The 14,707-nt window shown below is 71.0% G+C and carries 11 protein-coding genes; 7 read left to right on the top strand and 4 right to left on the bottom strand.

Features of this window, described 5'->3' with window-relative positions; genetic code table 11:
- Window positions 1-83 precede the first annotated feature (83 nt).
- A complete protein-coding gene (locus ACLV7J_RS11010) occupies window positions 84-839 on the top strand; it encodes a sigma-70 family RNA polymerase sigma factor (RefSeq protein WP_411869143.1) in 756 nt (251 codons plus the stop codon).
- Here the strand turns inward: ACLV7J_RS11010 and ACLV7J_RS11005 are convergent.
- Entirely contained in the window at window positions 796-978 is a 183-nt protein-coding gene (locus ACLV7J_RS11005; protein WP_255125827.1) for a sigma factor SigF, read from the bottom strand. The genes ACLV7J_RS11010 and ACLV7J_RS11005 overlap by 44 nt on opposite strands.
- A 295-nt stretch (window positions 979-1,273) precedes the next feature.
- Here ACLV7J_RS11005 and ACLV7J_RS11000 point away from each other — a divergent pair, with 295 nt between their 5' ends.
- Window positions 1,274-2,968, top strand: a complete 1,695-nt coding sequence (locus tag ACLV7J_RS11000) for a DUF3370 family protein (RefSeq protein ID WP_411869259.1) — start codon at window positions 1,274-1,276, stop codon at window positions 2,966-2,968.
- A 22-nt stretch (window positions 2,969-2,990) separates the two neighbouring features.
- Window positions 2,991-4,103 (top strand): J domain-containing protein, encoded by a 1,113-nt coding sequence (locus tag ACLV7J_RS10995; RefSeq protein WP_411869142.1) that lies wholly within the window; start codon window positions 2,991-2,993, stop codon window positions 4,101-4,103.
- A 1,603-nt stretch (window positions 4,104-5,706) separates the two neighbouring features.
- Here ACLV7J_RS10995 and ACLV7J_RS10990 read toward each other — a convergent pair.
- A complete protein-coding gene (locus ACLV7J_RS10990) occupies window positions 5,707-6,201 on the bottom strand; it encodes an allophycocyanin (protein ID WP_411869141.1) in 495 nt (164 codons plus the stop codon).
- A 113-nt stretch (window positions 6,202-6,314) separates the two neighbouring features.
- Between ACLV7J_RS10990 and rlmD the strand changes: the two genes are divergently transcribed.
- Window positions 6,315-7,676 carry a 23S rRNA (uracil(1939)-C(5))-methyltransferase RlmD gene (rlmD, locus tag ACLV7J_RS10985; protein ID WP_411869140.1) on the top strand — a complete coding sequence of 454 codons (1,362 nt, stop codon included), beginning with the start codon at window positions 6,315-6,317 and terminating at the stop codon, window positions 7,674-7,676.
- 36 nt (window positions 7,677-7,712) lie between these two features.
- Here rlmD and pheT read toward each other — a convergent pair whose 3' ends face one another.
- Window positions 7,713-10,181: a phenylalanine--tRNA ligase subunit beta gene (gene pheT / locus ACLV7J_RS10980; RefSeq protein ID WP_411869139.1), complete on the bottom strand. Its 2,469-nt coding sequence runs from the start codon at window positions 10,179-10,181 to the stop codon at window positions 7,713-7,715.
- 120 nt (window positions 10,182-10,301) lie between these two features.
- On the opposite strand from pheT, the gene rpmG reads away from it, so the two are divergent.
- The 3 genes from rpmG to ACLV7J_RS10965 all read left to right on the top strand — a co-directional run bounded on the left by rpmG (window position 10,302) and on the right by ACLV7J_RS10965 (window position 12,844).
- Window positions 10,302-10,496: a 50S ribosomal protein L33 gene (gene rpmG / locus ACLV7J_RS10975; protein WP_094591577.1), complete on the top strand. Its 195-nt coding sequence runs from the start codon at window positions 10,302-10,304 to the stop codon at window positions 10,494-10,496.
- A gap of 64 nt (window positions 10,497-10,560) precedes the next feature.
- Window positions 10,561-10,782 carry a 30S ribosomal protein S18 gene (rpsR, locus tag ACLV7J_RS10970; RefSeq protein WP_006041316.1) on the top strand — a complete coding sequence of 74 codons (222 nt, stop codon included), beginning with the start codon at window positions 10,561-10,563 and terminating at the stop codon, window positions 10,780-10,782.
- Window positions 10,783-10,798: 16 nt separating this feature from the next.
- Complete coding sequence (locus ACLV7J_RS10965) at window positions 10,799-12,844, top strand: ribonuclease catalytic domain-containing protein (protein ID WP_411869138.1); 2,046 nt, start codon at window positions 10,799-10,801, stop codon at window positions 12,842-12,844.
- Here ACLV7J_RS10965 and ACLV7J_RS10960 read toward each other — a convergent pair.
- On the bottom strand, window positions 12,827-14,620 hold the full coding sequence (locus tag ACLV7J_RS10960; RefSeq protein WP_411869137.1) for an FAD-dependent oxidoreductase: 1,794 nt from the start codon (window positions 14,618-14,620) through the stop codon (window positions 12,827-12,829). The genes ACLV7J_RS10965 and ACLV7J_RS10960 overlap by 18 nt on opposite strands.
- Between the last annotated feature and the right edge of the window lie 87 nt (window positions 14,621-14,707).

Raw genomic sequence — 14,707 nt, 5'->3', positions numbered from 1 at the left:
ACGCTGGCCGGGCCAGGGCCGTTCAGGGCTTTGTGGAACAGGACCCCCAAGGGCTCCGATTCCCTCGCACACCCTGTTCCGCCATGGTCTCGCACCGTCCCCATCCCCAGCCGGGCAGCCCCCAGGCCCGACCCAGCCGCCAACGGCGGAATGCCGCCGCCTCCAGCGCCCTGCACCGGCGCAACCAGCGGGTCGAGCGCTACATCGGCCTCGTGCAGCCGATCGCGATCCACTACGCCGGCGTCAGCCCCGAACCCCGCGACGACCTGAACCAGGTGGGCCTGCTGGGGCTGCTGCGGGCCGCGGAGCTGTATCGCAGCGGCCAGGGGGTGCCCTTCGAGGCCTTCGCCCGGCCCCACATCCGCGGGGCCATCCTTCACTACCTGCGCGACCACGCGCCGCTGGTGCGCATCTCCCGGCGCCGCCAGGAGCTGGAGCGGCGCCTCGCCAGCGCCTCCCAGGCGCTCTCGGCAGCCGGCGAAGCCCCACCGACGGCGGAGCGGCTGCGCCAGGTCCTGGGCCTCAGCGAGCAGCAGTGGCAGGGGCTTCAGCAGTGTCCGGCGCGGGTGCAGCTCGTGCCCCTGGACCGGATCAGCGAGCCCGAGGCCGCCGAGCCCGAGCCGATCGCGGAGGGGGCGGGCGAGGCCCTGGCGGTGCTGGATCAGCTGGTTGGACGGCCCCAGCAGGCGATCAGGGCCGTGGTGCTGCAGGGCGAGAGCCTGCGGCAGGTGGCGCGGCGCTGGCACACGAGCCCGAGCACTGTGCACCGTCAGCTGCGCCTGGGCCTGGAGTTGCTCAGGCGTCGCCTGGCTGCTCCATCTGGCGCTGCAGCGTGCTGATGGCGGCGTTGATGGCGGCCAGCTGGCGTTCGAGGCCATCACGCCAGAAGGTCAGGGCCTGAAGCTTGCGTTCCTGGTGGCGGCGGCGCTGCTGCAGAGCGCTTTCTCCATCGGCACAGCAGAAGAAGGGCGGAAGCATGGGAAAATCTTCAGGATTGAAACGTTCTAGCGGCCGGCCCCAGCCCGCCGCGATGGCCAACCCTTCCCTCCGCCTCCCCTCACCGGCCTCTCCGAGCGCCGCTTCCGGCGCGACCAACCAAGAGTCCCACCACGGGTCCCAGGATGGTTTCGGCCAGGGTCCCCGCCAAGGGCTTCACCATGAGTTCAACCCGTGCAGGATCCAGGGATGCAACCTGGAGCCGGAAGCCCACGCCGACAAGGCCCTATCCCAGGACGCCGTCATCATTTTGAGAGCAGCAGGCCCCCTCGCCCCCATCCGCTTCGTGGCGCTCGCCGTGGTGGCCGGAGCAACCCTGGCGGCCGAGCCGGCGCGCGCCTACGTCGCCCTGATGGCCGGCCAGACGGCCCGGCCCCTGCAGGGTCGCTTCAACAACGTGCCGGTGCTGCACTCCAACCAGCCCGAGGAGGTGCTCGGCCCGGGCATCCTCGTGAGCACCGCCCCTGGCAGCGCCCTGAGCGCCGAGACCAACCAGCCCCTGGCCAACGCCGCCTACACCTTCAACGGCGAGTTCGGGCTCCACGTCCACCACAAGTACAACCCCCAGGACGCCAGCCGCATGGGCTACGGCGGGGGGCGCCGCGGTGAACTGACCCTGGCCACGATCCTGATCAACCCCGGCGACTACCCGGTGACCCTGCGCTTCGAGCAGGGGGCCGTGCGCAACAGCTTCGAGGCGCCCTATCTGCCCAACTACCTGATGGGGGTGAAGCCCCTCGGCCCCAGGCCCTGGAACACGGGCCCGGGTGATGCCACGGCCATTCAGATGCTGCGGCGCCAGCTCGATCGCCGCCTCACGGACGCCGTGGTGATCCCACCCCGCAGCCGCATGGTGCTGTTCAGCACCCAGCTGCCCGCCAAGGGCATCGCCAACGGCCTGTTGCGCGGCCGCAGCGATGGTCCCTTCCAGATGGCCGTGGTGGCCGCCCAGGATCCCCGCAGCGACGCCGAGATCGTGGCGGTGCTCGACCAGGGGCGGCTGGCGCCGGGCCGGATCTACCTCGACCGTCTTGCCGAAATCCAGAACCGCACGGTGTTCTCGCGGGTGGCGGGGGTGTCGATCGGCGATGGCTACCAGGCCTCCCTCAGCCACGACATGGCCCAGGGCCCGCTGCACGTGCCCCTGACGAGCACCAATCGCCACAACTTCGGCACCGGCGAGATCCAGGTGAATCCCCTGGCCAGCCGCATGGTGGATTCCTCCCTCGACAACGTGGGCACCTACGGGGTGCGCTTCGATCTCGACTTCGCTCTGCAGGGGGCCGGCCCCCACGAGCTGGTGTTCAGCCATCCCACGGCCAACGGCCGCACCTTCACCGCCTTCCGGGGCTCGATCGGCATCGAGACCGATGAGGGCTACCGGGAGGTGCATGTGGGCATGCGCTCCGGCGAGAGCCTGCCCCTGACCAGCCTCAACCTCCAGCCGGGCCAGATCAACCGCCTCAAGGTCAGCATGGTGTACCCCGCGGATGCCACCCCGGGCCATCTGCTCAGCGTGGTGCCTTCGTCGCAGCTGGCCCAGCTGCAGCAGCGCCAGCGACAGCTCGAGGTGGCACGGGCTGAAGCCGCCGCCGCGCGGCGTGCCCGCCCTGCCGCTGCCCCACCGGCCATCGCCACCGGCCAGGAGGGCGGTGGCGCACCACGCCCAGCTCCTGCCCCGGCGCCGCGACGGGCAGAGGTCCGTCCGGCCAATGGCACCCCTGCAGCGCCGGCTGCTCCCGCCAGCAGGCCGGTGTCAAGGCCGCGTCCGCCCCAGCTGATGCCGGCCTGGATCCAGCCCCTGCCGCCGATGCCCCTGATCAACCGCTCCCCCGGCACTGCCGATGGGGTGCTGACGGGGGCGGCACCGGCCAACCTGGCTCCGGCGCGCATGAGCCAGTTACTGATGGAGCGCTACCAGCAGGCGGTGGATGCCCAGCAGGTGTTCATGAAAGGCCTGATGGGCCGATAGGCTCGGGCGCGGACTGGGCGGCATGGTGGGCGACGGTCAGGAGGAGGCGCGACGCCGCATCAGCCTGGAGCTGAGCGAATCCCTGCTGGAGCGGATCGACGCCTTCAAGGCGGAGTGGGGCCTGCGCAACCGCGGCCACATCGTGCAGCGGCTGCTGGAGCAGCTCTTCGACGGTGTGGAAGATGACGACGACGAGGACCAGGACGAGCCGGACCTGCTGACAGCCCTCAGCGAGGCCCCAGGAGTCGAAGCTGGCGATGGTGCGGAACAGCTCTCAGAAGCCCACACCACCGCTGCAACCCAGGACCGCCACGACTCGGACCTCAACGAGACCGGGGCCATCGTTCTCGTCCATTCCGCCCTGGACCATCTGCGGGACCAGTCTCAGGTCTTGGACGAGACCGTAGAGAGGAAGACGTCCGGCCGTGCTGCGGCTTCAGGCGCCGGGGGTGTAGGGATTGATCTGCCTGGATTCGTCAGGCGCCAGGGGAAGGAGATCCGACGCAGCCTCCACCCGCCACGGCCGGCCCCGGGCCGGGAGCCGGGCCTGGCGCTGATCAGCGCGGAGCATCTGGCGGCGGCGGCGCTGGCCTGCCAGAGCCATTGGCTGGAGATCTACGGCCAGCCCGCCAATGCCCAGGCCCTGGAGGCCGCCATGGTGTGGCTGGCCCGGGAGCTCTGGCCCCGTTCCGACCAGAGTGAGGGGCGACCCTTCACCTGGAGCCTGGCCCAGCAGATCCTCGCCTCGATGGCCCCGCAGTGGGAGGAGGGTCCTGCCAGCTTCGAGCGGGTGATCCTCGCGGCCGGCATCCTGGAGGATCCCTTCAGCGGCAGCACCCTGGCGCTGCGGGTGCCGACCCTGATCACGCGGTTCGTGCAGTGGGCCCGCAGTCGCCAGAAGCGCGGCACGTCGTTCCACGTTCTCGACAACACCCTCACCGTGCACGGCGCCCTGCGTCTGCTGGAGCTGCCCACCGATCCCAACGTGCCGATCAGCCTGGCGGAGATCCGCGAGTCGTACCGCGACCAGGCTCAGAGGCACCATCCCGACGCCGGCGGCTCGGCCGATGCCATGCGCCGCCTCAACGAGGCCTATCAGCTGCTTAAGGAGCTCTACCGGAAACCAGCGTCCTAGGAGACGCGGATGAGACCATTCATGAGTCTTGTGGCGGGTCCCAGCCTGGAAGCCTGATTGGACGATCTGGTCGTGCGTCGCAGTCATTGGCTTCCGGATTCAGGTCTCCACCTCTCCAGGCCTCCACCTCTCCGCGTTTCCAGGGCTCCACGTTTCCACCGCTTCACGGAGTCACTTCGTCACCTCGTCACGGCTTCAACGCGTCACGACTGCACGTTTCTACGGCTCCAGGATTTCAGAACTCATGGCTCACCCCAAGTTCTCGTGTGACCGAAGAAGACTCAGGCGACCCATTGTGAGCGATCATCGTCTCCCCACTGGCAGCCGGATGCCGAACGCATTCCGCCGATGGGAGTGAGTGGCTCCTGTGGTGGCCCGACTGAGAATGGACAGTGTCCGCTGGTGGTGAGATGCGCCACCTGGGTCTCAGCTGGCAGGACCGTGGCATCTCAAGAACGTATAGATGGGACTCCGTTGCGAACATCAGAACCATCAAGATCTGATTTCTTGGCGATTTCATTCGTCGTGCCCAACTCCTCTCCCTTCCCCATCGCAGCCATGGTTCGTCGAGATCCGCAGGATCGTTCTCTGTGATCCAAGGCTCAGGTCTTCATCGGGGCTGACGCGAAAGCTCGCCGCCCGTCGCTTCCCCAGGCGGCCAGTCCTCCACTGCTCTGTCCTGCCGCTGTCCAGGTAGCCTGAACACAATCAGAACCGCTGCGGCACATTGGTTTCCAGAGCCGCGTACCTGCTGTAGACACAGGTACGCAGGTCGAATGGTTTCGGTTTTGGCTGCTGGCCTGCCCCCGATCGCGGCCCAGGGCAACGGTTCCCTGCGCAGGTTTCGTGAGCAGGCGCCGGACGGCTTCCGCGCAGGGGGCACGCAATTGCTTCTGCTCGTCCCCGCCCCCGCCCCCGCGCCAGTCCAGGTGATTGCATCTAGGGACCGTCTTGAGACTAGGAAATGGTCCTATATGGGAAGGGCGCGTCGCATATGGGGCTAGGTCTGCCACTGGTCATTGGCTGCCGAGCTGCCAGGCTTTTTGTCGTGCACTGTCGGCCTTGGATTGGGCTCTGCGAGCTCCCGGCCTGTGGTTTTGTCTCGACGGCTGCAGCTCCGCCAGGCTCCAGTTCTGAACTGCCTCGCGCATCCAACTTTTGCGTGGCAATTGCCCCGCTCGGGAGACGCGCGCCACGCATCTCTTCCAGGTCGAATGAGACCCAATGCGGGGCTCGTTGCGGTCGCAAGCGAGACGAATTGGACACTGCCGCTGTATCTCGTCGACGCATTCCAGGGCTGAGCATCGAAATCTATCGCGATCATCTTATCTGAGATCCTGAAATAGACTCGTTAAGAGTCCCATGTGAGATATCCAGTGCGACTCAATCCCAGGTGCGACCCCGCCGCTCCTGAATCGTCCCAATCGCCTCGATGACGCGGCCTCCGCCCGCGACCCCGCACCAGTCCTCCGGCCAGGCGTCTACACCGATCGTCCGATCACGACCCCTCACCATCCATCCGGCCACCACCTCACTCCGATCATCCGCCCACAAAAAAGCCGCCCAACGGTGGCCCTTTGACATCCGATTGATGAGCCGCCGGTCAGGCCGGGGTCTGCATCCCCTGGATCAGAAAATCGAAGTAGGGCGAGGCAAGCGCGCTGTCGTCGGTGCTGAGCAGGGCCAGGGAAGCCTCCTTGAGGGCCCGCATCGACTCGACCATGCCGGGCATGGGGACGCCGAGACTGTTGTACATCTCGCGGGCACCCTCCAGGCCGATCTTCTGGATCAGCTCGGTGCTGCCGGCGAGCACGCCGTAGGTCACCAGGCGCAGGTACCAGCTGAAATCGCGCAGGCACTGGGCCCGCTGCTTCTGGCCGTAGGCATTGCCGCCCGGGGCGACGTATTCGGGCCTGCGGCTGAACAGCTGGCGGGCCGCCTCGTCAACGATCTTCTTCTCGTTGTCGGTCAGCACCCGCACCACGTTGAGGCGGCTGGGGCCATTGGAGAGGAACTCGACGATCGAGCGCAGTTCGCCGCCGGTGGGATAGCGAAGCTGATCGTCAGCCTGAAGGATCAGATCCCGAACGACGCTCATCGAAACCACCGTGCGCCCGGCCAGTGTATCCAGATCGTCGGGCTCGACTGGCCGCAGGGGGCGCAGGTGTTACGCACCGATAGGGTCGAGGTTCCGCTCGTTCGCTCCGGCCGATGCCCGCCCTCCCCTGCAAGCTCGGCGAGCGCCTGGAGCTCACCATCGACGGCCTCGGCCACGACGGCCAGGGCGTGGGCCGCTGGCAGGGCCTGGCGGTGTTCGTGCCGGGCACCCTGCCGGGCGAGGTGGTGGCCGTGCGGGTGCGGCGGCTGGCCAAGCGCCACCTGGAGGCCGACCTGATCGGCGTGGAACAGCCGGCTCCCGAACGCCGCCGGCCGGCCTGCATCCTCGCGGAGAAGTGCGGCGGCTGCAGCCTTCAGCACGCCAGTGATGCGGGCCAGGCCCGCTGGAAGCAGGAGCTGGTGGAGCAGACCCTGCGCCGCATCGGTGGCTTCGAGGCCCCGATCCGGCCCCTGCTGAGCTGCGAGCGCAGCCTGGGCTACCGCAACCGGGCCGTGATTCCGCTGGAGCGGACGGAGGACGGCCTGCTGCGGGCGGGCTACTACCGCCGGGGCAGCCACAAGATCGTGAACCTGAACCGCTGCCCGGTGCTCGATCCCCGCATCGATGGGCTGATCGAGCCGATCAAGGCCGATCTGGAGGAGACGGGCTGGCCGGTGGACGTGAACCTCAGCGGCGGCGGCGGCCTGCGCCACCTGGCCCTGCGGGTGGGGCACCACAGCGGCGAGGTGCTGATCACCCTGGTGAGCAGCCACGCCGAGCTGGAGGGCCTGCATCCCCTGGCCGAGCGCTGGCGTGCCCGCTGGCCCGAGGTGGTGGGCGTGTGCCTGAACCTGCAGTCGCGGGCCAGCAACGCCGTGATGGGCCCCCAGACCCTCACCCTCAGCGGCCGGGGCTGGCTGGCGGAGCGCTTCGCCGGCCAGGAGCTGCGCATCGGCGCCGACACCTTCTTCCAGGTGAACACGGAGCAGGCCGAGCGGGTGGTGCCCCTGCTGCTGGAGGCCTTCGGGGCTCTGGAGCGCCAGAACATCGTGGACGCCTACTGCGGTATCGGCACCTTCAGCCTCCCCCTGGCGGCCCACGGCGCCCATGTGATCGGGCTGGAATCCCATGCCGCCTCGGTGGAGCAGGCCCGGGCCAATGCGCAGCGCAACGGCCTGGAGCGGGCCACGTTCCACCAGACCGACGTGGAGGCGATGCTGGCGGAGCACCTCGTGCACGCCGACGGCCTGCTGGTGGATCCACCCCGCAAGGGCCTGAGCCCGGCCGCCCTGGCGGCGATTCAGGCCGCGCCGCCGAAGCGCGTCGTGTACATCAGCTGCAACCCCGCCACCCTGGCCCGGGACCTGGCCCTGCTCACGGCCGAAACGGCACTACAGCTGAAATGGATCCAGCCCGTGGACTTCTTCCCCCAGACCAGCCACGTGGAGGCCGTGGCCGTCCTGGAGCGGAGCTGACAAGCACCACCCCTGGCCGGGGCCAAGGCGGGAGCCTCAGGCCCGGAGCTGGGCGCCGAACTGCTTTTCCAGGGCGGCGCGGATCGTCTGGTGGGCCGTCTCCACCTCGGCGTCGGTGAGGGTGCGGCTGGGGGCGCGGTAGCGCAGCCGGAAGGCCAGGCTGCAGGACCCTGCCGCCACCTGCTCGCCCGCATAGCGGTCGATCAGCTCCGCCTGCTCCAGCAGCGGCTTGCCGGCCTTGCGGATCGCCGAGAGCAGTTGGGCGCTGGCGACGGCATCCGGCACCACCAGGGCCAGGTCGCGCTCGGAGGCCGGCACGGTGGCGAAGGGGGCGAAGGCCGGCTGCCAGCGGTTGCGGCGGGTCGCCGCCGTGAGCAGCGCCGGCAGCTCCAGTTGGAACACGTGGGTGAGGGCGGGCAGGTCGAGCGCTTCGGCCTGGTCGGGGTGGAGCTGGCCGAACCAGCCGGCCGGTCGGCCCTCCACCACCAGCTGGGCGGCCCGGCCGGGGTGCAGCAGCGGCTGGTCGCCCAGGCGGCGGTCCTCCGTGGGCAGCTTCAGGGCCTCCAGGGCCCGCTGCAGAACGCCACGGGCCTGGAAGTAGTCGGGGGCCTGGGGCTTGCCGCCGCTGCTCCACAGCTCGGCGCTGCGGCTGCCGCAGATCACGCCGGCCAGCTGCAGCCGCTGGCGCTCGCCCTTGCCGCTGGCCTGGAACACATGGCCGATCTCGAACGCCCAGAAGCCGGGCCGGCCGGCCTGGAGGTTGCGACGGGCCGCCAGCAGCAGCTCCTCCACCAGGTCGGAGCGCAGGTGGCCGTAGTCCGCCAGCAGCGGATTGGCCAGGGGGATGCGCGCCGCCGCCGCCGGATCCTGGCGCTGCAGGCTGGAGCTGGCGGCCGTGAGCGAGAGGCTGCAGGTCTCCTGCAGGCCCGCCTGCACCAGGGCCACCCGCAGCCGCCGCTCGGCCTGCTGCTCGGGGCTGAGGCCCCCGGGGGCGATGGGGTCCGGCAGGTGGCTGGCGAAGCGGTCGTAGCCCACCAGCCGGGCCACCTCCTCGATCAGGTCCACCGGCCGGGTCAGGTCCAGGGCCCGCGAGGGGGGCACCACCACGTCCCAGCCGTCGTCGTCGGCCGTGAGGCTGCAGCCGAGGGCGCTGAGGATCTGCTCGATCTCGGCGTCGGGCAGGTCGCCGTATTCGCCCTCGCCCAGGTCCACCGGACCGAGCAGCTGGTGCAGGGCATCGCGCTCCAGGCGCAGGGGCTGGCGGGGCTGCTCGGGGCGCTGGTGCAGCCAGCGGCCCTCCACGTTGGCGCCGGCCAGCTCCTGCAGCAGGGCCACGGCCCGGTCGGCGGCGGCCAGGGTCACCTCGCGGGGCAGGCCCTTCTCGAAGCGGCTGCTGGCATCGGTGCGCAGGCCCACGCTGCGGGCACTGCGGCGCACGGCCTGGGGCGCGAACAGGGCCGCCTCCAGCCAGATCGTGGTGGTGTCGTCCTGCACGCTGCTGTTGGCGCCGCCGATCACGCCGGCCAGGGCCACCGGCTGGTCGGCCACGGTCACCACCAGGGCATCGGGGCTGAGGCTGTGCTCCGAGCCATCCAGGGCGGTGAAGGCCTCGGCGGCGCGGGCCTGGCGCAGGCCGAGGGCCGCGGGCTGGAGCGGGGCGCCGGCCAGGGCCGCCAGCCGGTCGCGGTCGAAGGCATGCAGGGGCTGGCCGGTTTCCAGCATCACCAGGTTGGTGATGTCCACCACGGTGTTGATCGGCCGCAGGCCGGCCCGCTCCAGCCGGGTCTGGAGCCAGCGGGGCGAGGGGCCCACCCGCATGCCGCTCAGGGCGGTGACGCTGAACAGCCCGCCCACCTCGATCGTGGCCTGGGCGTCGCCTGTGGCCGGCAGGGGCTCGGCCACCACCACCGGGGCCGCCGCCGGCAGGGTGAGGGGCGAGGCCGTCAGGGCCGCCACCTCGCGGGCGATGCCCAGCATCGAGAGGCCATCGGGCCGGTTGGCGGTGATCGCCAGCTCCAGCACCTGGTCATCGAGGCCGAGGCTGGGTCCGACGGGGGTGCCCAGCGCCGGTACGGAGTCGAGAGCCTCGTCGAGGATGACGATGCCGTCGGAGTCGCTGGCCAGGCCCAGCTCGGCGAGCGAGCAGATCATGCCGCTGCTGGCCACGCCGCGCAGTTCGGCGGGCTTGATCGTCAGGTCCACGGCGGGGAGGTAGGCGCCCACCGTGGCCACGGCCACGTGGATGCCGGCGCGCACGTTCTGGGCGCCGCAGACGATCTGCAGGGGTTCGGCCGCGCCGATCGCCACCGTGCAGACGCTGAGCTTGTCGGCGTTGGGATGCTGCTCGCGGGCCTCCACGAAGCCCACCACCACGCCGGCGGCGCGGGCCGCCAGATCCTCGATCTCCTCCACCTCGAAGCCGGCCACCGACAGCCGCTCGGCCAGGTCGGCGGGGGGCAGATCACAGGCCACCAGCTCCCGGAGCCATTGGAGCGAGACCCGCATGGCCTGTTCAATCAGACAGCTGGTGACTCTAAAGAAAGGGCCTGCGGAGGAGGGGGAAGGCGGCGGGGTATGGTTGACCACTGTCAATCCCGCATCGCATCAGCGGCGCAACGTCCTTCCATGGCCAAGAACAAGGGCGTCCGGATCGTGATCACTCTCGAGTGCACGGAATGCCGGTCCAACCCCGCCAAGCGGTCTCCTGGGGTGTCTCGTTACACCACCGAGAAGAACCGCCGCAACACGACTGAACGGATCGAACTCAAGAAGTTCTGCCCCCACTGCAACAAGTCGACGGTCCACAAGGAGATCAAGTGATCGCAGCGGCGATCCCTGAGCCCCAGACCCCAGACCCACAGCACCCCCTTCCTTCCGTTCAGCCATGAGTAGTTCCTTCTTCAAGAAGCGCCTCTCGCCGATCAAGCCCGGCGACCCGATCGACTACAAAGACGTCGATCTGCTCAAGAAGTTCATCACCGAGCGCGGCAAGATCCTGCCCCGCCGTCTGACGGGCCTCACCGCCAAGCAGCAGCGCGACCTCACCAATGCCGTGAAGCGCGCCCGCATCGTGGCTCTGCTGCCCTTCGTGAACCCCGAGGGCTGACGCCCTCCTTCGGCCCTTGCATTGCGGTGATCTCGTCGGCGTCCATGCCCGTTCCGGGCCGCGCCTGGCGCTGGTCACCGCGATCCAGGGCTCCAAAGTTTCTGTAGCGATCGGCTTCGAGGCGAAGTCCGAGCGGTTGCCGCTCCGCGACCTCGAACCGATCCACCCCCTGCCCTCCGGCTGCAGCGAAGTCGGCTCCCTCGGGGCCTCGCCCTGGCGCCTTAGCCCCGAGGTCCTCGCCGCGGCGCAGCCGAGCCGACGGGACCTGGCCGCCGCCTGGCTGCTGCTCGAAGACCAGGACGACTGGATCGATCTCGCCGAGCTGGTGGGGCTGCTCAGTCCCCAGTCCGATCCCCTGCACTGCGCCGCCGGCTGGCTGGCTCTACAGGACCAGGACCTCTTCCGCTGCAAGCAGGCCCGCTTCCAGCGCCGCCCCCTGGCGGACCTGCGCCAGCTGCGCCGCGAGCGGCGCCATGGCGCCCTACAGCAGCAGCGCCATCGGGAGTGGGTCGCCCTGCTGCGAAGCCGCCAGCCCCTGGAGCGGGCCGGCCTGAGCGTGGAGCAGAACGCCCAGCTGCAGGCCCTGCTGGATCTGGCCGCCGAGCCCCATGGTTCCAGCGCTGGCGATCCGGGACTCGCCCCACCGCTGCGGCTGCTGCTGCAGGAGATTTCCTGCCCGCCGCAGCTGGCGGAGATCCGGCGCCTGCTGGCGGATCTGGGCCTGTGGGACCGCCATCAGCTGCGCTGCCTGGCGGGCACCGCCTGGTCGGCGGGATTCGATCCGGCCCTGGAGGCGGAGGCTGAAGCCCTGGCCGCCCGGGCCGAGGAGCCGTGGCCGGGCGACGAGGCGCGCCTGGATCTCACCGCCCAGCGCAGCGTCACCATCGACGACGCCGACACCCGCGAGGTGGACGACGCCCTGGCCCTGGAGCGCGACGGCGAGGGCCGACTGTGGATCTGGATCCACGTGGCCGATCCGGACCGGCTGGTGCCGGCCGGCTCGCCGCTGGACCTGGAGGCCCGCCGCCGGGCCAGCAGCCTCTACCTGGCGGCCGGCTCGGTGCCGATGTTCCCGGTGGCCCTGGCGGAGGGGCCGATGAGCCTGAGCCAGGGCCGCCGCTGTGCCGCCTGGAGCGTGGCGGTGCGCCTGGACGCCGATGGCGCCATCGCCGAGCGGCAACTGCAGCGAAGCTGGATCCGCCCGATCTACCGGCTCAGCTACGGCGATGCCGACGAGCTGATCGAGTACGCCCCGCCCCAGGACGACGACCTGGAACGGCTCCACGGCCTGCTGCAGAGCCGCCGTCGCTGGCGCGAAGCCCGCGGCGCCCTGATGATGGACCAGCCGGAGGGCCGCTTCCGCCGCGCCGGCGACCGGGCCGAGCTGGAGGTGGTGGAACCCTCGGCCTCACGGCTGATGGTGGCCGAGGCGATGATCCTGGCCGGCGCCGTGGTGGCCGAGCTGGGCCGTGAGCAGGGCCTGGCCCTGCCCTTCCGCAGCCAGCCGACCTGCGAGCTGCCCCCCGCCGCCGAGCTCGACGCCCTGCCGCCGGGGCCGGTGCGCCATGCCGCCCTGCGCAAGGGCCTGAGCCGGGGCCTCACCAGCCCCCAGGTGGCACCCCACTTCTCCCTGGGGCTGGAGGCCTACGTGCAGGCCACCTCACCGATCCGCCGCTACGGCGACCTGATCACCCAGCGCCAGCTTCTGGCCCTGCGCAGCGGCACCCCCCCCCTCAGCGCCGAGCAGCTGGGGCAGGAGCTGGAGGCCCTGGAGCCCGCCCTGCGCCAAGGGATCCAGATCAGCCGCGAAGACCAGCGCCACTGGCAGCAGGTGTGGTTCGCCGAGCACCGCCGCGAGCGCTGGGACGGGCTACTGCTGCGCTGGCTGCGGCCCCAGGACGGCCTGGCCCTGGTGCGGCTGGAGGCCCTGGCCATGGACCTGGCGGTGGTGGTGCGCGAGTCGTGTGGGCCGGGGGATGGGGTGCAGGTGTCGGTGCAGGAGGCCGATCCCGATGGCGACGTGCTGCGCCTGGTGGGCCACCGCTCAGCGCGCCAGCCGTGAGGCCCGCAGCCAGGGCCCCCAGGGGTTGAGGCTGCCCACCAGCTCCACGTTGCGGGCTCCATCGAGCTGCTGCAGCCAGCGGTGCAGGGCCGGCTCCAGGGTGATCAGGGGCCAGCTGCCGCCGCCGTTGGAGAAGCGGTAGCCGCCCTCGCCATCGCCGCTCACCTGCCCCTGCCACAGCGATTCCCCGGGCTCCGCCGGCCCGCGCTGGGGGTTCACGCCGGCGCTGCGGCCGCTGAGGCTGCCATCGGCCGCCAGCAGGGTGGGCTCATCCAGCACGGCCCGCTGGCGCTCCGCCCAGTGGGGATGGTGCCAGGGCGTGTCCCAGAGGGGCACGGGCCCGGCGGGGGCCTGGGCATCGCTAATCAGCGCCTCCTGCAGCTGGCGCACCGGCAGCTCGGCCGGGCTGACGCCCAGGCGCAGGCTCAGGGCGGCGGCGGCCCCGGCCGCCTGGCCGAGGTTGAACACCAGGGGCTGCAACCGGGTGGCGCCATTGGCCATGTGGCTGACGCTGCAGCACTTGTCGGCGGCCAGCAGGTTGTCGAGGCCGGCGCTGAGCAGGGCGCCGTAGGGGATGGCGAAGGGGGTGCCGCTCCAGCGGCCGCCCCAGCGGCAGCTCTTGGGGGCCAGGGGCCAGTCGTCGCCGGGGTAGTGGTGGTCGTTGGCGTAGTTGCCCACGGCGATGGCGGTGGTGTGGCCGGCGGCATCGAGGGGCAGGGCGGCGATGGATTCGCCGGGGCCCTGGGGCAGCAGCTGCTGCTCGATCACCAGTTCTCGGCCCACGAGCCGCCGCCCTTCGCGCCAGTAGGGCATCAGCGCCAGGGCCTCCGGCCCCTCCAGGGCGCCGTCGCCGAAGCCGGGAAAACAGCGACCCGGGCTCAGCCAGCCGCCGGAGGCTTCCTGCAGGGCGGCGGCAAAGGCGAGGCTGTGCTCGCGCATGTCCCGGTAGAGGGAGGCGCGCCGGGCCGGATCGGCGTGGAACAGGCGGTCGAGCTGGCCGTGCCAGTCGTTGCCGTGCAGGGGCCAGTTGAGCATCACCAGACCGCCGGGCAGGCGGCCGTAGGTGATGGTGCGCTCCAGACCGAAGGCCTCGGCGGCGGCCGCGAACGGGGCAGGCAGCCCCCCAGCGGCCCCCGGCATCGGCCCCTCGGCCAGCTGGCCCATCACCACCCAGGTGGGCGACTGCAGCGGCTGTTCGTCAAAGAAGGGATCGAGGTCGAGGGCGGCCTGGCCCGGTGCGCTCGGTTCGTCCCAGAGCTCCCGCGCCTCCCAGCCCAGCCGGTAGGGCGCATCGGCCAGGGGGAACAGGTCGCCGCGGTCGCTGCCATCGATCAGCAGCTCCAGGTCCACGGCCAGGGGCTGGCCCCCGCGCTCCAGCTCCAGGCTGTGCACGCGGTTGCCGCGGCGATGCACCGCCTCCAGGCGCACCCCTGGCCACCAGCGCAGTCGCGGCTCGGCCTGGCACCAGCGCCGCAGGATCGCCTCGGCCGTGGCGGGCCGGTAGCCGAAGCAGCTCACCCAGTTCTGGTCCAGCCCCTCGGGCTCGCAGCGCTGCAGCTCCCGCAGGAAGGCGCCCCAGAGCCCCGTCTGCCACGGGCTGATCTCGTTGCCATCCGGGGCGCAGACGCCGGCGGCGCTCACCATCCCCCCCAGCCAGGCACCGGGGGTCAGCAGCAGGGTGTCGGCGCCGCCGCGGGCCGCCTGCAGGGCCGCCGCCACGCCGCCGGTGCCGCCGCCCCACACCACGACCTGGGCCTGCTCACGGGGGGTCGGCATCGGGAGGGGGGCCGGGCTCAGGCGCCAGGCTGACAGGGAACAGGCTGGGTAGGATCCGGCCCCCGGCTAGGGGCTGAACCGCCCGGC

Origin of the sequence: Vulcanococcus limneticus LL (genome assembly GCF_943369875.1) — a bacterium.
Taxonomy (GTDB): Bacteria; Cyanobacteriota; Cyanobacteriia; order PCC-6307; family Cyanobiaceae; genus Vulcanococcus; species Vulcanococcus limneticus_A.
The sequence above is the reverse complement of the archived record's forward strand: the minus strand, read 5'-3'. Positions and strand labels throughout refer to the sequence as shown.

Excerpts from the sequence above, each read along its gene's own strand:
- ACLV7J_RS11005 (WP_255125827.1), bottom strand. The coding sequence starts at position 978 with ATGCTTCCGCCCTTCTTCTGCTGTGCCGATGGAGAAAGCGCTCTGCAG.
- rpmG (WP_094591577.1), top strand. The coding sequence starts at position 10,302 with ATGGCCAAGAACAAGGGCGTCCGGATCGTGATCACTCTCGAGTGCACG.
- rpsR (WP_006041316.1), top strand. The coding sequence starts at position 10,561 with ATGAGTAGTTCCTTCTTCAAGAAGCGCCTCTCGCCGATCAAGCCCGGC.
- pheT (WP_411869139.1), bottom strand. The coding sequence starts at position 10,181 with ATGCGGGTCTCGCTCCAATGGCTCCGGGAGCTGGTGGCCTGTGATCTG.
- ACLV7J_RS11010 (WP_411869143.1), top strand. The coding sequence starts at position 84 with ATGGTCTCGCACCGTCCCCATCCCCAGCCGGGCAGCCCCCAGGCCCGA.
- ACLV7J_RS10995 (WP_411869142.1), top strand. The coding sequence starts at position 2,991 with ATGGTGGGCGACGGTCAGGAGGAGGCGCGACGCCGCATCAGCCTGGAG.
- rlmD (WP_411869140.1), top strand. The coding sequence starts at position 6,315 with ATGCCCGCCCTCCCCTGCAAGCTCGGCGAGCGCCTGGAGCTCACCATC.
- ACLV7J_RS10990 (WP_411869141.1), bottom strand. The coding sequence starts at position 6,201 with ATGAGCGTCGTTCGGGATCTGATCCTTCAGGCTGACGATCAGCTTCGC.
- ACLV7J_RS10960 (WP_411869137.1), bottom strand. The coding sequence starts at position 14,620 with ATGCCGACCCCCCGTGAGCAGGCCCAGGTCGTGGTGTGGGGCGGCGGC.